Below are 16,714 nucleotides of genomic sequence, written 5' to 3'. Positions count from 1 at the left end.
ATGCATCTAATCGTAACACTCCACCAGCCGATACTGAACCCTGAAAAAACTAAGGTATTACAGCCGCTCACACCTTGGAGTCACTAGCCTGATGAGGTAGTATTACTCTCTATTTTTTCATACACCTTAAGAAGCGAATATTAAGTATGGCAAACGATCCACGCAAATTACTGGTAACTTGTGCCCTCCCGTACGCTAACGGTTCGATTCACCTAGGTCACATGCTTGAGCACATTCAAGCTGACATCTGGGTTCGCTACCAACGCCTACGTGGCAACACTGTAAACTTCATCTGTGCTGACGATGCTCACGGCACACCAATCATGCTAAAAGCACAACAGATGGGTATTACGCCAGAAGAGATGATCGCTGCAGTAAGTGGAGAGCACCAAAAAGACTTCGCTGGCTTCGATATTAGCTTTGATAACTACCACAGCACACACTCGGAAGAGAACCGTGAGCTGGCTTCACACATCTACCTAGAGCTTAAGAAAAACGGCTTCATTTCTAGTCGTACTATCTCTCAGCTATTTGATCCTGAAAAAGAGATGTTCCTGCCGGATCGTTTCGTAAAAGGTACTTGTCCTAAGTGTAAGTCAGAAGACCAATACGGTGATAACTGTGACAACTGTGGTGAAACGTACAGCCCGACTGAACTGATCAATCCAAAGTCAGCGGTTTCTGGTGCAACACCAATCATGAAAGACTCTGAGCACTTCTTCTTCGACCTACCTCAGTTCGAAAGCATGCTACAAGAGTGGACTCGCTCTGGCTCTCTTCAAGCTGAAACAGCGAACAAGATGCAAGAGTGGTTTGAGTCTGGCCTTCAGCAGTGGGACATCTCTCGTGATGCGCCTTACTTCGGCTTTGAAATCCCAGGTGAAAAAGACAAGTTCTTCTACGTATGGCTAGATGCACCTATCGGCTACATGGGCTCATTCAAAAACCTATGTGATAAGCGTGATGACCTAGACTTCGACGAATACTGGAAGAAAGACAGTACCACTGAGCTTTACCACTTCATTGGTAAAGATATTGTTTACTTCCACTCTCTATTCTGGCCAGCAATGCTGGAAGGCAGTGGTTTCCGTAAACCAAACAATGTATTCGTACATGGCTACGTAACGGTAAACGGCGCCAAGATGTCTAAGTCGAAAGGCACATTCATTAAAGCTGCGACTTATTTAGATCACCTAGACCCTGAGTGTCTACGTTACTACTACGCCGCTAAGCTAAACAGCCGTATCGATGATCTAGACCTTAACCTTGAAGACTTCACTCAGCGTGTTAACGCAGACGTAGTAAACAAGATTGTTAACCTAGCGTCTCGTAACGCAGGCTTTATCAGCAAGCGTTTCGAAGGCAAACTATCTGCTAACTTCGCTGAACCTGAGCTATACAACGAATTCGTTGCGGCAGCCGACCGTATCGCAGAGCTATTTGAAACGCGTGAATTCGGCCGTGCGATTCGCGAAATCACAGCACTGGCAGACAAAGCAAACCAATACGTTGATGAAAAAGCACCGTGGGTTGTCGCGAAAGAAGAAGGGAAAGACCAAGAACTTCAAGACATCTGTTCTGTTGGTATCAACCTATTCCGCGTTCTAATGACTTACCTAAAACCGGTAATGCCAGAACTTGCAGCACGTACTGAAGCATTCCTAAACGAAGAGCTAACTTGGGAAGGTATCGCAGCACCGCTAACTGATCATGAGATCACTAAGTTCAAAGCGCTATTCAACCGTATCGATCCTAAGAAGGTTGAAGCGATGGTTGAAGCTTCTAAAGAAGACGCAGCAGCAGAAGTAGCAGCGAAAGAAAAAGCAGAAGCGGAAAAGAACAAAGCAAGCCAAACTGAGCTAGACAAAGATCCAATCGCAGAAGAGATTGAATTTGACGCTTTCGCAGCCGTTGATATGCGTATTGCTCGTATCATCTCTTGTGAAGAAGTGCCAAAAGCAAACAAACTGCTTAAGTTCCAACTAGACATCGGCGGTGAAACTCGTCAGGTATTCTCTGGCATTAAGTCAGCGTACAAACCTGAAGAGCTAGAAGGCAAACTAACCGTAATGGTAGCAAACCTTAAACCTCGTAAGATGAAGTTTGGTATGTCTGAAGGCATGATCCTAGCAGCAGGCCCTGGCGGCAGTGACCTATGGATTCTTGAGCCACACGAAGGTGCACAGCCTGGCATGCGTGTCATGTAAGCCTAGGTTAACCAAAAGACGAAACCCCGCTTTGATCGCGGGGTTTTTTATCACTTAAGTTTCACTACTTTGGGAAATAAATGCACCAAATAGGGACAACCCACTCAGCACATAGAAACCAAGACATTGAAATATAAGGAAATCTATCAGTGGCATTAAACATGCCTACTACTTTATAGGTAAGACATATAAAGGAGTTGGCTATGTTTGTACTATTTTCATTACTTTGTTCATGCGTCATCTTAGCGCTGCTATTTCATCACTCGAAAAAGCGCCAAGTTATACTAAAACGTAAGTTCGACACGCTAGTTCAGTTACGCACACTACTTCAATTATGTCGTGACCATCGTAAGGTCAGTCATAAAGCACTCAGTTCCGAAGTAACCGATCAGTGTCTACGTGATACTAATTCACTGTATGCCAAGATGATCGAGTGCTCGAATAGCCTCATCGCTACGGTACCCTTTGACAATAAACCCATGTACCGCATCTATCAGTTGAAGCTAAAAGCAATGCATGACGACTGGCATACCCGCTCTGTTTCTCGTAACCAAATCATTCACGGCAAGACTATTCGTCATTCTATGTTCTTGATGGACGAAATCGCTTTGGCCTGGCTAGTTGACTCTGAACGAGACGACCTTAGCGATGAGTACCATCTAAACTGGCAGCAGGTACTGGATAGTATGGAAGTGTTAACCCAGTTACGCCTCTCCATTCCAGATAGTGACACCCCTGAAGGGTTTATGCGACTTAAACATTACTGCGACAAAACAAGACGCAAGCTCAATCAACTGTCGATAATCAGCCCTTTATCAGTGGCTTCACCTGCAAGTGTCGATTCGATTCGTCAGCTCACCGAGGTTTCTTCAGCGATGAGTCTGCCGCTTAGTACCCAAGAGATGTATGACGTGACTAGTGACATTTCAGCAACAATCTCTCATGTTTATGACCAAATGATCTCTGAAATGTCAGAAAGTCTATACCTTCCGCTTCCTTCCATCGCCTATTCGTAACTCCGTCGTTATAGGGCACGGTATGTGCCCTTTTACTTCTATCACTAGATAGGTAACTCTGTTAAAGTCACGCGCTACTATATCTCGTCAGCGACGACTTACCACAAAGAGAATCTTGTGACTAATAACGAAATCTTACGCCGTATCCAGCATTCACTTAATTTAAAAAACACTCAAATAATGAAAGCTTTTGAGCAGGTAGATACCAAGGTAGCACCTAATCAAGTTAACGACTGGTTAAAGGCAGACTCAGATAAGTCAATGACTAAGATGAAAGACAAAGAGCTTGCTCTATTTCTTAATGGTTTCATTAACTTAAAGCGCGGTAAGAAAGAAGGCGAGCAACCAAAACCAGAGCAAACACTGACAAACAACATGATTTTCATGAAGCTACGTATTGCGCTGAATATGAAAGCAGAAGATGTATTGGATGTACTAGAAGTGGTTGGTATTAGCCTGAGTAAATATGAAATCGGTGCTTACTTTCGTAAGCCAAACAACAAAAATTACAAAGCGTGTGAAGATCAATTGCTATGCGATTTCTTAAGCGGCGTACAATTCACACATCGCCCTGATTCAGAAGAGTTTGTCGCATAAGCGCTTACTCATCTAACTCTTACTTATCTCACTAAAGACAAAAAACCTCAACTGGGCTACCCAATTGAGGTTTTTCTTCATCTTAAAGTGCTTATGACTCTGCTGAGTCCTTAAAGCATTTTACGTGCAGCTTCTACTACTACTTTAATAGAGCGAGCTTCTGTCTCTTTCAATGTAGAGTGATCTGGGATCTCTTTCTGTGTACGGTTGATAATAACACCCGCTACACAGCCCGCTTTCAGGCCAGAGCTTGCACACATGGTCAATAGCGTCGCTGATTCCATTTCGAAGTTCAGTACGCCCATATCTTGCCATTCTTGCATCGATCCTTGGAAACGCTTAACCACGCGACCAGAGAACGTATCGTAACGTTCTTGACCAGGGTAGAAAGTATCACTTGAAGCAGTCACGCCCATATGAACGGTAGCGCCGGATTCCTCAACGGCTGCTTTCATTGCTGTTGCTACTTCAAAGTCGGCTACTGCAGGAAACTCCATTGGAGCAAAGTGAAGGCTCGCGCCATCTAAACGAACTGAACCGGTTGATACAATCATATCGCCGACATTCACATGTGGTTGAATTGCACCAGTTGTACCGACACGTAGGAAAGTGCGAACACCTAGCTGCGCAAGTTCTTCAACTGCGATAGATGTAGAAGGGCCACCAATACCTGTTGAACAAACAACCACTGGCTTGCCATCCTGCTCAGCACGGTAAAGTGTGTATTCACGGTGACTTGCTAAGAAAACTGGGTTTTCCATTTCTTCTGCAATTTTTTGTACGCGTGCAGGATCACCAGGGATGATCGCTAGAGTCGCGCCTGCTAGATCGGCTTCAGTAACACCAAGGTGGAATACAGCTTGAGACATAGGGGGCTCCTTTCATGGCGAAATAAATCGAACACTCTGAGTTCATTTTTCGCTCTATCAATGTATTGGGTACAGGAATACTTTAACCAACTCACTCACGACAAAGAGTGCTCAATGTCACAATAAAGCTCGCAATAGAATTATAAATTACAAATAAAAACGGTTTAGATCACACTTTACTGTCGAGTGATAGCCATAGTTGCATAAAAAAACGCCTTGTCATCAGATTACTTCTCAGTATCGATCAACAAGGCGTTTGAAGAAGATCAGCAGTTAGTGGAGGTACTCTATCCCGCTATTCCATCTTGTTTAGATTTAAATTTCAGTAGACGAAGTGCATTTAGCGTCACTATCGCAGTCGCCCCGCTATCGGCTAGCACTGCTACCCACAGCCCGGTTATACCCAGTAGGCTCGTTACTAGAAACACTCCCTTGAGCCCCAAAGCCAAAATGATGTTTTGACGGATATTACTCAGTGTTGCGCGAGATAACTCAATCATACCCGCCAGTTCAACCAAACGATTGTGGGTGATCGCAGAGTCAGCGGTTTCCAACGCGACATCCGTTCCCCCTCCCATTGCAATACCGATACTCGCTGCTTTCATCGCTGGAGCGTCGTTGATGCCATCACCGACCATCGCCACATTCGCACTTTGAGATAGCTGCTCTACGTACGTCACTTTGTCTTTTGGCAACAGGCTTGCTTTGAAGTCGATATTAATTTGACTACTGATTGCAGCAGCGCTGCGCGGGTTATCCCCCGTCAGCATAATCGAGTTAACGCCCAAAGCGTTTAAAGCCTCAACCGCTTGCCTAGCGTCTTCACGAAGCGTGTCCTGCCATGCGATGACACCAATGACTTCTTTGCTACCGCGTACTGCCACCACAACGGTTTTACCATGATCTTCTAGCTGTTGAATTTGCTCTGAGATTTGCGCTGGAAGAACCAGTTCAAGTTTACTAGGAGCACTAACCAAGTACGTGTCACCATCAACTTCGCCTATTACACCACTGCCGACTAAAGCTTGTTTGTTGTTTGCTTCAGGAAGCGTCAGGCCTAATTGCTCTGTTTTTCTTACCAGAGATACCGCGAGCGGGTGACTCGACCCCACTTCGACCGCACCGACCACGGTCAGTAAACGTTTTTCATCCCAGCCGTTTAGTGCTATGACATTGGTGACTTCAGGCTTACCTTTGGTCAATGTGCCGGTTTTATCGAATGCGACCGTTTCTACTCGACCAAGTTGTTCTAACGCAGCGCCCCCTTTGATCAAGGCTCCTCGACGCGCGGCAGCGGCCAATCCAGAGGTAATCGCAGCTGGGGTTGATATCACCAACGCACACGGACAAGCAATCAGAAGAAGCGCTAGTCCACGATACACCCAAGTTTCCCATGGCTGAGCAAAAAACGTTGGTGGCACGATAATGACTGCTAACGCAACCACCATCATAAGCGGCGTATACCAACGGCTAAACTTATCTAAGAATCGTTCAAGTGGCGCTTTGCGTGATTCCGCTTCTTCAATCAGGTGTAAAATGCGATCGATTGCATTTTCACCTTGTTTAGAGGTAATAGTAAAACGGACCACTCGATCAGCAACAACAGCGCCAGCCATCACAGACTCGCCCTTGTATCGCTCTACTGGCAGTGATTCGCCAGTCAATGCGCTTTCATCAAAGCTCGCAACATCATCATGCAGCTTGCCATCTGCAGGTAAACGAGCCCCTGGAGATACTTCAATCACATCACCAGGATTTAGGTCACTCGCCGACACTTCAACGCGCTCTCCATTGATGATCTTTGTCGCTGTCTCTGGCACTAACTCCATTAAGGCTTGAACGCCGCTGCGCGCACGTGAGGCGGCGAACGCTTCGAGTCGCTCACCAATGAGAAATAACAACAGAACCATTGCAGCTTCGATCGTTTCCCCTAGATAGAGGGCTCCGAGAGCAGCAACACTCATTAAAGTTTCAATAGCGAAAGGTGTACCCGACTTAGCAAGCTGGATGGCTTTTTTACCAATCGGATATAAACCAACCAAACAGGTAAGAATAAAGATCCATTCACTGGCTATTGGGAATATGGGTTTGATCATCGCACCCACAGCCATTGCACTGGCTATTGCGATAATCTGGGCATTCTGTTGAATCGTCACTTTCCAGCCTGTCGGCTGCGGGGCTTTAGAGTTTGATGGGCCACTGTGGAAAGTAAAGCCTGTGGCAGTGATCGTTTGTTCTACTTGTTCGGCGACAGAGGTGTCATTAAATTTAACCACCAGCTTTTCTGTGGCAAACAGTACTTTGGCTTCTAATATACCTTCAACTTTACCCACTGCTGTTTCTATTTTTCGAGCACAAGCCGGGCAGTCCATTCCGCCAATTTTCCAGCTCTGAGTCAGTTGAGGTTGATTTGATTTAAGTCCAGTGGTGAGGCCGGAGTCACTTTCCTCATCGGCGGGATCGGTACTACTAGAGCAAGAATCAGAAGCACAGCAGCCAGGTTCTGCGGTCGCAACACCAGCCATTTGAATCGAATTGATTTTTGGACTCGCGCATGAACCAGATTGATGAGGTGTCATCGCGGTTTTGTCTGAACGACACGCGTCATGTTTAGTGCACATATTTCTTTCTCCATTCTTCATGTACACCTTTAGCTTAAACCTTGGAGACTACTCCAAGGTCAAGCATCAATTACAATTATTTATCCAGTTTATCTGCATTCGCGGCCACTTCATCAATCAAAACAGCATCGTGAGAACAAAAAGGTTGGGTGTTGACGCAGGTAATCGAAGGATCGTCTTCAACAGGTTCTGGTTCCTGCCCTTTCATCACGTCAGCGATATGTTTATTAAGGACTAACATCGCGATCAATCCAAATACTATAGTGCCGACAGCCTGACCATAAAGTACACCTAATGCGCCATACCACTGGGCACCTAAATATACAAATGGCAAAGTACCGATTGTCGCTTTGCCAAGGTTAAGCGCGGTTGAATAGAGTGGTTTCCCTAAGTTGTTAAAAGACGTATTGGCGACGAACAAAGTACCGTTGAAGATGAAGCTGACAGCAACATAAGTACAAAACGCAGACACAATCACACGCGCATCACCCTGCAAACTGAAGCCTAGAATGATTAAATCTTGGACCAAATAGAGGATGAGACACACCGCAATGGTATACACAGTGGTGACAATCAAAGAGTTGTTCAGCGTTTCTTTGACTCTATCAAAACGCTCAGCCCCAAAGTTCTGGCCAATAATTGGCCCTACAGCACCAGACAAAGCAAAGATCACCGCAAAACATACCGGAATAAGGCGACCGATGACGGCATAGCCTGCGACAAAATCTTCACCAAATTGCGCGATGGAGGAAGTCACAATCGCATTCCCAATCGGAGTAGCAATATTGGTAATAATGGCAGGTACTGCAATCGCCAAAATCACTTTCAAATTACGGCGCCAATTGATGAATGAAGGGATAGCCACCAACTGATGAAAACGAATCAGAGGTGCGATTGAGAAATACAGCACCGTAAATCGGGCTACAACAGAAGCTAACGCTGCGCCTTCAACATTCCAGCCAAAGCCAAAGATAAACAGTGGATCAAGAACCGCATTAACAATCCCACCAGATAAGGTTGCCCACATCGAACGTTTTGCATCTCCTGCGGCTCGAAGCCCTGCTCCTGCAGCCATAGCAAGTGCAATCACCGGGCTACTTGGTAGCAGGATTCTTAAATACGCTTCGGCCCTTTCAGCAGCATAACCTTGCGCTCCGATGCTTTGCAGTAGTTCGGGAATGTAAACAAACATAGTTGCACTCACCACGCTACTGATAGCAAATGCCGTTACCATAATGCTGGCACTGAGCTGCCTAGCGTGTTCTCGCTGTTTGGCCCCTATCGCCTTTGAAACCAATGCCCCCATTGCGATCGACGTACCAATCGAGATAGACGTAGAAAAGAATACCAACGTGCCTGCAAAGCCCACGGCGGCCGCGAGTTCAACTTGCCCAAGCATACTGATGAACAACATATCCAGTAGGTCGACCACAAATAGCGCCATCAAACCTATTGAGCTCGTTCCTGACATCACAAGGATGTGTCGCATGGTTGAGCCTTCAACAAATTTGGCGTTTTGATCGGACATAGAGTTCTCCAATGATGGCAACGATAAGATCTGCGCTGAGCGCGTAAACGACAAAAGGCGCTGAACGCGCCTTTTATATTTTGTTACAAATTATCATACTGGGTGCTTAAAGCAATCATCAATACTCTTACCGATCGCTCGGAGTACGTCACGACGTGTAATAATCCCCACCAGCTTGCCATTATCTATCACCGGATACACTTTTGGCTTACCGACCTGCATTTTGTCCGCCATCTCAATAATGGTGGTATCAGGCGAGACTGACAGCACTTCACCATGCATACAGTCACTCACGATATGCGTGTCCTGACAGAAATAGCTCACTTTAACCAGCTTATCCAATAAATCCTGCTCAGAAAGGAACCCTATCACTTCTTCTTTTTCGTTGATTACCGGACCGCCTAAGTGATCAGATTTCATCACCTTCTCAAGGGCGGCGCTGAGTGACATTTCAGGCTTAAAAGTGATCGCCTGCAGCGTCATGTAGTCTTTTACTTTTAATGATTCCATACTGTTCTCCTTAACCCGCAACGTTACGCTGCCTATAAGGTAATTGTTGTCTAATTTCTTGATTTTACTAAATGGAATTGAGCAATTTTATTGATAGGCAATCCCGATTAATTAGAAAAGCCTTATATCATCGGCTCTGACAAGCAGTCGCAACCTCCGCACCAATTGGGCTATTTTGTATTTGTTTTAACGCCGTCACACTACACCTCGGTAAAAAATGAGTAGAGGCAGTACAGTAATCTCTGCGAATTTGCTAACTCCTCGCCGACACAACCTAGCCCTTACCGTTGTTGATATTTTTGCCAATTCGCACAAGATTTTCGCCTAAAGCTACGCTATATCTTTATATAAGGAATTGGGAAACGTAGAGGGAAATTTGAAGTGAAATCGACATTTTCTGCTGCGCTCGCCGATAACCCAGATATGATGCACGTGATTTTTGAATCTCTCCCTGAGCCGACGTTTTTAATCAATAAAGCCGGCGTGTATATCGAAGCATGGGGAGGCACAGATACCAAACGTCATCACAACCCTTCAGCAATTGTTGGCCTCACCCAGTACGAGGTGCTTCCAGCCGATAAAGCGATATGGTTTAGTCAAGTGATTGTCGACACCATCGAATCCGGTACACCCACAGAGCTCGAATACGATTTAGACCCAAAATCGCTTTCCTGTTTTGACGGTATTGAAGGCCCAACGGAAGTGCAATCTTTCAGCGCACTGATCATTCCCCTTCCCGGCTTGGACTGTGTCATTTGGACAGTACGTAACATTTCCGAGTACAAACGCGCTCTAGATACTTTAGCTAAGCAGCAGCTAGAACTAGAAAAGTTAACTTATGTCGACCATCTTACCCAAGTTTATAACCGCTACGCTCTTGATGCCCTGCTCCCCGATGCTTTGGAATTAGCCAAACTCAAACAAACTAGCGCGACCTTACTGATGATCGATATTGATAGCTTTAAGGGCTACAACGACCAGTACGGCCACTTAAAAGGCGATGAAGTGTTACGCTCGATCAGCGCCGCGATGTTGAAATGGGGAACAAAGGGAGAGCTGTGTTTTCGCTACGGTGGCGATGAGTTTCTAGTCTTCGTGACTGGGCTCAGAGAATCAGATTGCATTGAGCGTGCCGAGCAACTGCAACGAGAAATTCAAAAGTTGGCCATACCTAACGAAAGCTCAAAAGTGTCAGACATACTGTCCGTCACCATAGGCATCGAGCACTGTGAGCATATCCCTGAAATTATGACGGTAGAAAAATTCGTTGGTATCGCCGACAACGCTCTTTTCCGGGCAAAAAACTCTCAACGCGGCACAATACATGTAATAAAAAGGTCAGCTATGTAGCTGACCTTCAATCATTTTTCCCAGCGCTGTGCGGCGGTAGCATCTGAATCTCTCGATTCTACCCAGCGTGTCGACTCTGTCGTCCGCTCTTTCTTCCAGAACGGCGCTTTGGTCTTTAGGTAGTCCATCACGAACTCACATGCTTCAAAAGCGGCACCTCGGTGTGCGCTTGATACACCAACAAACACTATTTGGTCGCCAATATCCAAATCGCCCACACGGTGAATAACTCGAATATTAAGAAGTGGCCATCGACTTTCGGCTTGGTCACAAATCTCCAGCAGTGACTTTTCAGTCATTCCAGGATAATGCTCAAGTGACAACCCCGTAACATCATCACCTAGGTTCATGTCGCGAACTTTACCAACAAAAGTTACGACAGCCCCCGCTGAAGTTCCCTGTGCTAGCTGGTCATACTCTTGTGCAAGTGAAAAATCTTCGTATTGAACCGATACTCGAGAGTCCATGTTAACCTCCCGTTACTGGTGGGAAGAACGCAATTTCATCACCATCAGTGATCTGAGTATCCAGTGGAACAATCGATTGGTTTACGGCACAGAGCAATTTGCCTTGCTCAAGCGCCAGCTCCCATTTACCCGGTTGCACTGCTAGATGAGCACGTACTGCTTCAACAGTCTCGAACTGAGCTTCTAGCTCCACGCTATCAGTACCCACTAACTCACGAGTTTGAGCAAAGAAAAGGACTTTAATCATTATTCCGCCTTAAAGTGACCAGATTTACCACCGGTCTTTTCTAGCAAACGAACTTGGCTAATCACCATATCCTTTTGCACCGCTTTACACATGTCGTAGATAGTAAGAGCTGCCACAGAAGCTGCAGTCAGCGCTTCCATTTCAACACCTGTTTTGCCAGCTAACTTACAAACTGACTCAATACGTACTTTATTTTCCGCTTCGATTGCCTCAAGTTGAACTTCGACTTTAGATAATAGAAGTGGGTGACATAAAGGGATCAAATCCCATGTTTTTTTCGCCGCTTGAATTCCTGCAATACGGGCCGTCGCAAATACATCGCCTTTATGGTGTGAACCAGAGACGATAAGCTCTAGCGTTTCTGGCGCCATATGTACAAACGCTTCAGCGCGCGCTTCACGGACTGTCTCTGCTTTTGCAGACACATCCACCATGTTCGCTTCACCAGAGGCATTGATATGAGTAAATTGGCTCATTGTAGTCCCACTCCTAACTATACCGATAGGTGTGGCATGAAGTTACAAGGACGATGGCTCGCATCCATTTGCTGCTTGATGATCTTAGTCCAACCAGTGCGACACGCACCTGTTGAACCAGGCATAGCAAAAATAACTGTGTGGTTAGCGAAACCAGCGATTGCACGAGATTGAATCGTCGATGTACCGATCTCTTCGTAAGAAACCATACGGAATAGCTCACCAAAACCTTCTACTTGCTTATCAAATAGCGGAACCAGGGCTTCTGGAGTGCTGTCACGAGACGTAAAGCCCGTACCACCAGTGATCATCACTGCCTGTACATTTTCATCAGCAATCCACTGAGAAACAATTGCACGAATTTTGTACATATCATCAATCACGATCTGCTTATCAACAACATTGTGGCCCGCTTCTTTCGCTTGCTCAGCTAAGTAGCCACCTGATGTGTCATTTTCTTCTGTACGAGTGTCAGAAACGGTTAATACTGCGATGTTCGCTGGTTGGAATTTGCTTTCTGCGTGACCCATTTGTTCACCTACTTTTAATCTAATTATTACTGTGCAGGCCGAGTCACAAACTCAGCCGCTGAATGGTTTGGTTTGTGCTAACCGCCGATGGAAGCGAGATGTGGCGTCATGCCCGAGTTGCCGTCATGGAGAAAATGACTCACCGACTTAGTTTGTAACTGTTCTTGAATACGAGCGATCAGCGCAGCTTCTTGCGTATCATCTTCAAGCAAGTCTCTTAGTTCGACACCATGATCGCCAAACAAGCATAAGTGCAATTTACCTGTTGCCGAGACACGAAGACGATTACAGCTTTCGCAGAAGTCTTTTTCGTACGGCATGATAAGGCCAATCTCACCTTTGTAGTCTGGGTGAACGAATACCTGTGCAGGGCCATCATTTGCGGCTCTAACTTTGAGTAACCAACCATTGGCAATCAGTTGGTTTCGAATCGCCACACCAGATACATGATGACGGTGGAACAGATCATCCATTTCGCCAGTTTGCATTAATTCAATGAAGCGGAGCTGGATGGGTCTATCTTTAATCCAATTAAGGAAAGCGGGTAGCTCGCTGTGATTGAGGTCTTTCATCAACACCACATTCACTTTGACTTGCTCATAACCGACTTCAAACGCGCGGTCGATACCTGCCATCACTTGGCTAAACTTGTTTTCGCCTGTGATTTGATAAAACATGCGAGGATCTAGGCTATCGACACTAACATTAATATGAGTGAGGCCAGCCTCTTTCCAGTCAGCAACCTGCTTTTCCATACGGTAACCGTTGGTTGTAGTTGCGACTTTTTTTATGCCATCAGTTTGCGCGACAGTATGGATAATATCGGTAAAGTCTTTACGCAAGCTTGGTTCACCACCGGTAATGCGAACTTTCGACGTACCACAATCGGCAAACGCACGTACAACACGTTTGATCTCAGGGAGGTTTAAGAAGGACGAGTTTTTCTTACCCGACGGCTTGTAACCATCAGGTAAACAATATGTACATTTAAAGTTACAGACATCTGTAACAGACAAGCGCAAGTAATAAAACTTGCGATGGAATCTATCTTCGAATTGTTGCGCCACGGAACACCTTTCCAAACACGGGAGGCAGAATCATTTCCAATTATGCCCTTGTGACAATATGTCACTGGCTTTGCACGCTTATCCATCTAACTACTGAACTTAGCTTGCAGAGCTCGGAGTTATGGCAACTACCACTCATTGTGGAGCGATAGTAGCTAAATCAATTAAACACTTTGTACCAATAAAATACTTAATAATTGTGCGTGTTTCTACCCTCTGGGTCAAAAAATCGCGTCGACTACTCAAATTACCTACTATTGAGTAGGGTTTGTGAATGAATTAATCTAGATTGTAGTTCAGTTTAAACGAATAAGAAGAATTAGATGTCTGTGTATAAAACTAACAAAGTTGTCGCTATTGGTGGTGGGCATGGTCTAGGTCGTATGCTGGCCGCACTGAAGGACTTTGGTAGTAACGCCACTGGCATAGTCACTACCACGGACAATGGTGGTTCAACGGGCCGTATTCGCCATTGTCAGGGCGGTATTGCGTGGGGGGATACCCGCAATTGTATTAATCAGTTGATTACTGAGCCGTCTATAAGCTCAATGATGTTTGAATACCGATTTAAAGGTGCAGGAGAGCTGGATGGTCATAACCTAGGAAATCTGATGCTCACCGCACTTGATAACCTTTCGGTTCGTCCGCTAGAGGCGATTCAACTCATCAGAAGTATGTTGAAAGTCGACGTGAATATCGTGCCTATGTCTGAGCACCCGTCAGATCTCGCGGCTTTATCAGTCGATGGTCGTTGGGTCACCGGTGAAACCAGCGTCGATGAAATGGAAGAAGACTTGCTTCGCTTAGATTTATCACCAGAAGTTCCAGCAACGAAGGAAGGGGTTCTCGCTATTGAGCAAGCTGATTGTATCGTACTTGGCCCAGGCAGCTTTTTAACCAGTATTATGCCTCCCCTACTTCTACCTGAAATAGGTAAAGCCATCGCGAACAATCAAAAAGCAAAACTGGTGTTTATTGAAAACCTATCTCCGGAATTTGGTCCAGCGGGAAGAATGACACTTGAGCAAAAATTAGAGTGGTGTGAGCGCTCATGCCAAGCAAGGAAAATTGATATTGTCCTAGGCGACGAGCCTCATCCAGAGTTAGCTGAGCGCTGGAACTGTGTAACCACTGAATTGGCCTCGCCAAATCGAGATTGGCGTCATGATCGCAGCAAACTGCAGTCGGCTATCGAAACGCTATTGAGCAACTAAGCGCTGGTATTGCTCTTGGGTATCCTTGAGTAATACCACCATTGTTTCTACATCACTCTCTTTATCCAATAGCTCACCAGTTTTTGCTCTGGCATCCATTTCGATAGCCAGTTGGCACAAAGCTTCTGCACCAAAACTTGCAGCACTGCTTTTCAATGCGTGACTGATTTCTTTTAGATAACTCGGATTATCTACCCCATCATCGCCCAAGTTGTCGATATACATCTTGAGTTCACCTAAGAAGATTTCCAATAAAACAGGGACGTTTTCTTTTCCGATTTCGTCGGCTAAGTGGTCGATTTTTTCCTGATTCATAATAGTCATGGGTTCTATTGCTCTTCTTTTGCGTTCCAAGCTTGGAGTTTACGGTAAATCGTTGAGGGGCTTACGTCTAGGTAACCAGCAGCACGTGGGATGTTCCCCTCACACGCTTCGATTGCCTGCTCTATGGCTGTTTTTTCCGTTAACCAGAGAGGGAAAATGTCGTGTACCGACACTTGTTCCTTCACTTGAGGTTGAATACGGATTTGATTGTCTGATGGTAAGTTTAGTGGTGGAGGAAGCATTTCCAGAGTGATCTCTCTTCCATTATTTAGCACCACCACATTACGTAATACGTTCTGCAATTGTCGAACATTCCCCGGCCACGCATATCGATTGAAGCAATCCACGACCTCTGGAGCCATTCGAACAAAACCTTTTCCTTCTTCATTCGACATAAAACCAAGCAACGAATAAGCAATTTCAATCACGTCTTCCCCACGTTCACGCAAAGGCGGCAAATGCAGTGGGATCACGTAAAGTCGATAGTACAAATCTTCTCGAAAGCGCCCTTCCTGAACCTCTTTCCATGGGTCTCGGTTGGTTGCACAAACAAAACGCACATCAACGCTCTTCATTTTAGAAGAGCCTACTTTTTGGAATGTGCCAGTTTGGATGAAACGAAGCAGCTTAGTTTGAAGGTCTAAGTCCATCTCACACAGCTCATCCAAAAATAGCGTACCACCATCAGCAAGCTCTGCTGCACCTTGACGATCTGTGGAAGCACCGGTAAATGCACCCTTCACGTGACCAAACAGTTCGCTCTCAATCAAGTCTTTCGGAATCGCCGCACAGTTAATGGCAATAAATGGCTTATCACCGCGCTGACTCGCTGCGTGGATCGCTTCCGCACACACCTCTTTACCAGTACCACTTTCACCGGTAATGAAAATACTGGCTTTACTGGACGCAGCCGAGTCGATAGTGCGATATACCGCTTGCATAGTTTGGCTACTGCCTATAAAGCCTTGGTAATTCTGATTGCTGACATTTCCAGCTTCATTTCGTAGCTTGGTCGCTTTACGGATCGCATTATTGACCGTAACACGCAGTCGGTCTGCTTCACATGGCTTAATCAAGAAGTCTTGAGCACCATGGCGCATCGCATCAACAGCAGTATCGATAGAGCCATGAGCCGTCATAAAAATAACAGGGACGTCTGGGTGAGTTTGCTTAACGTTATACAACACATCCATCCCCGTCATATCAGGTAATCGGAGATCGAGTAGGATAAGGTCTGGTGTACGACGAGATAAGCTATCGATGGCATCACGACCCGTGCCCACAATGTTGATATCAATACCAAGTGGGGTTAGATAAGAGCGGTACAATGCGGCTACAGATGCCGTATCTTCGACCATCAATAGATATTTAGATTTGTGAACATCCGTAGATTGTTGCATAGCCTAGCCATAGTTATTTGCATTTTGTTTAAATGATTGCATTACGAATTGCATTTTGCAAATTTATGACAAAGATTGACTTAAAAATGGTGAAATAGCCTCAATTATGGCCATTTGAGGCTGGCACAAATACTGCAAAATTAATAATGACCCTAACGGGTCACCTAGCCAACTGACGTTGTTAGTGAACTTAGTATTCACAAATTACAGCCAATAGGATTGATTTCTATTGGCTATTTTTTTGCTTCAAATACCTTACTTTCTTTAATCAGATTCAATGTGAACAATAAC

Annotated in this window: 16 protein-coding genes and 1 riboswitch; of the genes, 5 read left to right on the top strand and 11 right to left on the bottom strand. The window is 45.4% G+C overall.

Annotated elements, in window-relative coordinates; genetic code table 11:
* The first annotated feature begins 146 nt into the window (after positions 1 to 146).
* The 3 genes from metG to ACXABW_RS04215 all read left to right on the top strand — a co-directional run bounded on the left by metG (position 147) and on the right by ACXABW_RS04215 (position 3,820).
* Positions 147 to 2,207, top strand: coding sequence for a methionine--tRNA ligase (gene metG, locus ACXABW_RS04225; protein WP_457524159.1), 2,061 nt, complete (start codon positions 147 to 149; stop codon positions 2,205 to 2,207).
* Positions 2,208 to 2,410: 203 nt separating this feature from the next.
* Positions 2,411 to 3,223, top strand: coding sequence for a hypothetical protein (locus ACXABW_RS04220; RefSeq protein ID WP_252029941.1), 813 nt, complete (start codon positions 2,411 to 2,413; stop codon positions 3,221 to 3,223).
* A gap of 117 nt (positions 3,224 to 3,340) precedes the next feature.
* Positions 3,341 to 3,820: a YehS family protein gene (locus ACXABW_RS04215; protein ID WP_265686505.1), complete on the top strand. Its 480-nt coding sequence runs from the start codon at positions 3,341 to 3,343 to the stop codon at positions 3,818 to 3,820.
* Positions 3,821 to 3,930: 110 nt separating this feature from the next.
* On the opposite strand, the gene udp is transcribed toward ACXABW_RS04215, so the two are convergent.
* The 4 genes from udp to ACXABW_RS04195 all read right to left on the bottom strand — a co-directional run bounded on the left by udp (position 3,931) and on the right by ACXABW_RS04195 (position 9,348).
* Positions 3,931 to 4,689, bottom strand: a complete 759-nt coding sequence (gene udp, locus ACXABW_RS04210; protein ID WP_457524157.1) for a uridine phosphorylase — start codon at positions 4,687 to 4,689, stop codon at positions 3,931 to 3,933.
* Positions 4,690 to 4,976: 287 nt separating this feature from the next.
* The gene (locus ACXABW_RS04205) at positions 4,977 to 7,310 is read right to left on the bottom strand and encodes a zinc/cadmium/mercury/lead-transporting ATPase (RefSeq protein WP_457524156.1); all 2,334 of its coding nucleotides are present in this window, start codon (positions 7,308 to 7,310) and stop codon (positions 4,977 to 4,979) included.
* 76 nt (positions 7,311 to 7,386) lie between these two features.
* Positions 7,387 to 8,838: an MATE family efflux transporter gene (locus ACXABW_RS04200; protein ID WP_457524154.1), complete on the bottom strand. Its 1,452-nt coding sequence runs from the start codon at positions 8,836 to 8,838 to the stop codon at positions 7,387 to 7,389.
* A 93-nt stretch (positions 8,839 to 8,931) separates the two neighbouring features.
* On the bottom strand, positions 8,932 to 9,348 hold the full coding sequence (locus tag ACXABW_RS04195; RefSeq protein WP_252029933.1) for a CBS domain-containing protein: 417 nt from the start codon (positions 9,346 to 9,348) through the stop codon (positions 8,932 to 8,934).
* 381 nt (positions 9,349 to 9,729) lie between these two features.
* On the opposite strand from ACXABW_RS04195, the gene ACXABW_RS04190 reads away from it, so the two are divergent.
* Entirely contained in the window at positions 9,730 to 10,698 is a 969-nt protein-coding gene (locus ACXABW_RS04190) for a sensor domain-containing diguanylate cyclase (RefSeq protein ID WP_252029931.1), read from the top strand.
* An 11-nt stretch (positions 10,699 to 10,709) separates the two neighbouring features.
* Here the strand turns inward: ACXABW_RS04190 and moaE are convergent, their stop codons facing one another.
* The 5 genes from moaE to moaA all read right to left on the bottom strand — a co-directional run bounded on the left by moaE (position 10,710) and on the right by moaA (position 13,485).
* The gene (moaE, locus tag ACXABW_RS04185) at positions 10,710 to 11,165 is read right to left on the bottom strand and encodes a molybdopterin synthase catalytic subunit MoaE (RefSeq protein ID WP_265686501.1); all 456 of its coding nucleotides are present in this window, start codon (positions 11,163 to 11,165) and stop codon (positions 10,710 to 10,712) included.
* Position 11,166: 1 nt separating this feature from the next.
* Positions 11,167 to 11,412, bottom strand: a complete 246-nt coding sequence (gene moaD, locus ACXABW_RS04180) for a molybdopterin synthase sulfur carrier subunit (RefSeq protein WP_265686498.1) — start codon at positions 11,410 to 11,412, stop codon at positions 11,167 to 11,169.
* The gene (gene moaC / locus ACXABW_RS04175; protein ID WP_252029925.1) at positions 11,412 to 11,888 is read right to left on the bottom strand and encodes a cyclic pyranopterin monophosphate synthase MoaC; all 477 of its coding nucleotides are present in this window, start codon (positions 11,886 to 11,888) and stop codon (positions 11,412 to 11,414) included. The genes moaD and moaC overlap by 1 nt, the downstream gene beginning before the upstream one ends.
* A 17-nt stretch (positions 11,889 to 11,905) precedes the next feature.
* Entirely contained in the window at positions 11,906 to 12,418 is a 513-nt protein-coding gene (gene moaB / locus ACXABW_RS04170) for a molybdenum cofactor biosynthesis protein B (RefSeq protein ID WP_265686496.1), read from the bottom strand.
* Between the two features lie 77 nt (positions 12,419 to 12,495).
* Positions 12,496 to 13,485, bottom strand: a complete 990-nt coding sequence (moaA, locus tag ACXABW_RS04165) for a GTP 3',8-cyclase MoaA (RefSeq protein WP_265686495.1) — start codon at positions 13,483 to 13,485, stop codon at positions 12,496 to 12,498.
* Positions 13,474 to 13,616: riboswitch (molybdenum cofactor riboswitch) on the bottom strand. Its footprint overlaps the gene before it by 12 nt.
* 192 nt (positions 13,617 to 13,808) lie before the next feature.
* Here moaA and ACXABW_RS04160 point away from each other — a divergent pair.
* Positions 13,809 to 14,699: a YvcK family protein gene (locus tag ACXABW_RS04160; RefSeq protein ID WP_252029919.1), complete on the top strand. Its 891-nt coding sequence runs from the start codon at positions 13,809 to 13,811 to the stop codon at positions 14,697 to 14,699.
* Here ACXABW_RS04160 and luxU read toward each other — a convergent pair.
* On the bottom strand, positions 14,685 to 15,023 hold the full coding sequence (gene luxU / locus ACXABW_RS04155) for a quorum-sensing phosphorelay protein LuxU (protein ID WP_265686492.1): 339 nt from the start codon (positions 15,021 to 15,023) through the stop codon (positions 14,685 to 14,687). The genes ACXABW_RS04160 and luxU overlap by 15 nt on opposite strands.
* 5 nt (positions 15,024 to 15,028) lie before the next feature.
* Positions 15,029 to 16,423 (bottom strand): quorum-sensing sigma-54 dependent transcriptional regulator LuxO, encoded by a 1,395-nt coding sequence (gene luxO / locus ACXABW_RS04150; RefSeq protein WP_252029915.1) that lies wholly within the window; start codon positions 16,421 to 16,423, stop codon positions 15,029 to 15,031.
* Positions 16,424 to 16,714 lie beyond the last annotated feature (291 nt).

It is taken from the genome of Vibrio paucivorans (genome assembly GCF_054053395.1).
The sequence above is the reverse complement of the archived record's forward strand: the minus strand, read 5'-3'. Positions and strand labels throughout refer to the sequence as shown.

Bases quoted from the DNA above. Each gene is read 5' to 3' on its own strand.
- metG (WP_457524159.1), top strand. From the start codon at position 147: ATGGCAAACGATCCACGCAAATTACTGGTAACTTGTGCCCTCCCGTAC.
- ACXABW_RS04220 (WP_252029941.1), top strand. From the start codon at position 2,411: ATGTTTGTACTATTTTCATTACTTTGTTCATGCGTCATCTTAGCGCTG.
- udp (WP_457524157.1), bottom strand. From the start codon at position 4,689: ATGTCTCAAGCTGTATTCCACCTTGGTGTTACTGAAGCCGATCTAGCA.
- ACXABW_RS04205 (WP_457524156.1), bottom strand. From the start codon at position 7,310: ATGTGCACTAAACATGACGCGTGTCGTTCAGACAAAACCGCGATGACA.
- ACXABW_RS04200 (WP_457524154.1), bottom strand. From the start codon at position 8,838: ATGTCCGATCAAAACGCCAAATTTGTTGAAGGCTCAACCATGCGACAC.
- ACXABW_RS04195 (WP_252029933.1), bottom strand. From the start codon at position 9,348: ATGGAATCATTAAAAGTAAAAGACTACATGACGCTGCAGGCGATCACT.
- moaE (WP_265686501.1), bottom strand. From the start codon at position 11,165: ATGGACTCTCGAGTATCGGTTCAATACGAAGATTTTTCACTTGCACAA.
- moaD (WP_265686498.1), bottom strand. From the start codon at position 11,412: ATGATTAAAGTCCTTTTCTTTGCTCAAACTCGTGAGTTAGTGGGTACT.
- moaC (WP_252029925.1), bottom strand. From the start codon at position 11,888: ATGAGCCAATTTACTCATATCAATGCCTCTGGTGAAGCGAACATGGTG.
- moaB (WP_265686496.1), bottom strand. From the start codon at position 12,418: ATGGGTCACGCAGAAAGCAAATTCCAACCAGCGAACATCGCAGTATTA.
- ACXABW_RS04160 (WP_252029919.1), top strand. From the start codon at position 13,809: ATGTCTGTGTATAAAACTAACAAAGTTGTCGCTATTGGTGGTGGGCAT.
- luxU (WP_265686492.1), bottom strand. From the start codon at position 15,023: ATGACTATTATGAATCAGGAAAAAATCGACCACTTAGCCGACGAAATC.
- luxO (WP_252029915.1), bottom strand. From the start codon at position 16,423: ATGCAACAATCTACGGATGTTCACAAATCTAAATATCTATTGATGGTC.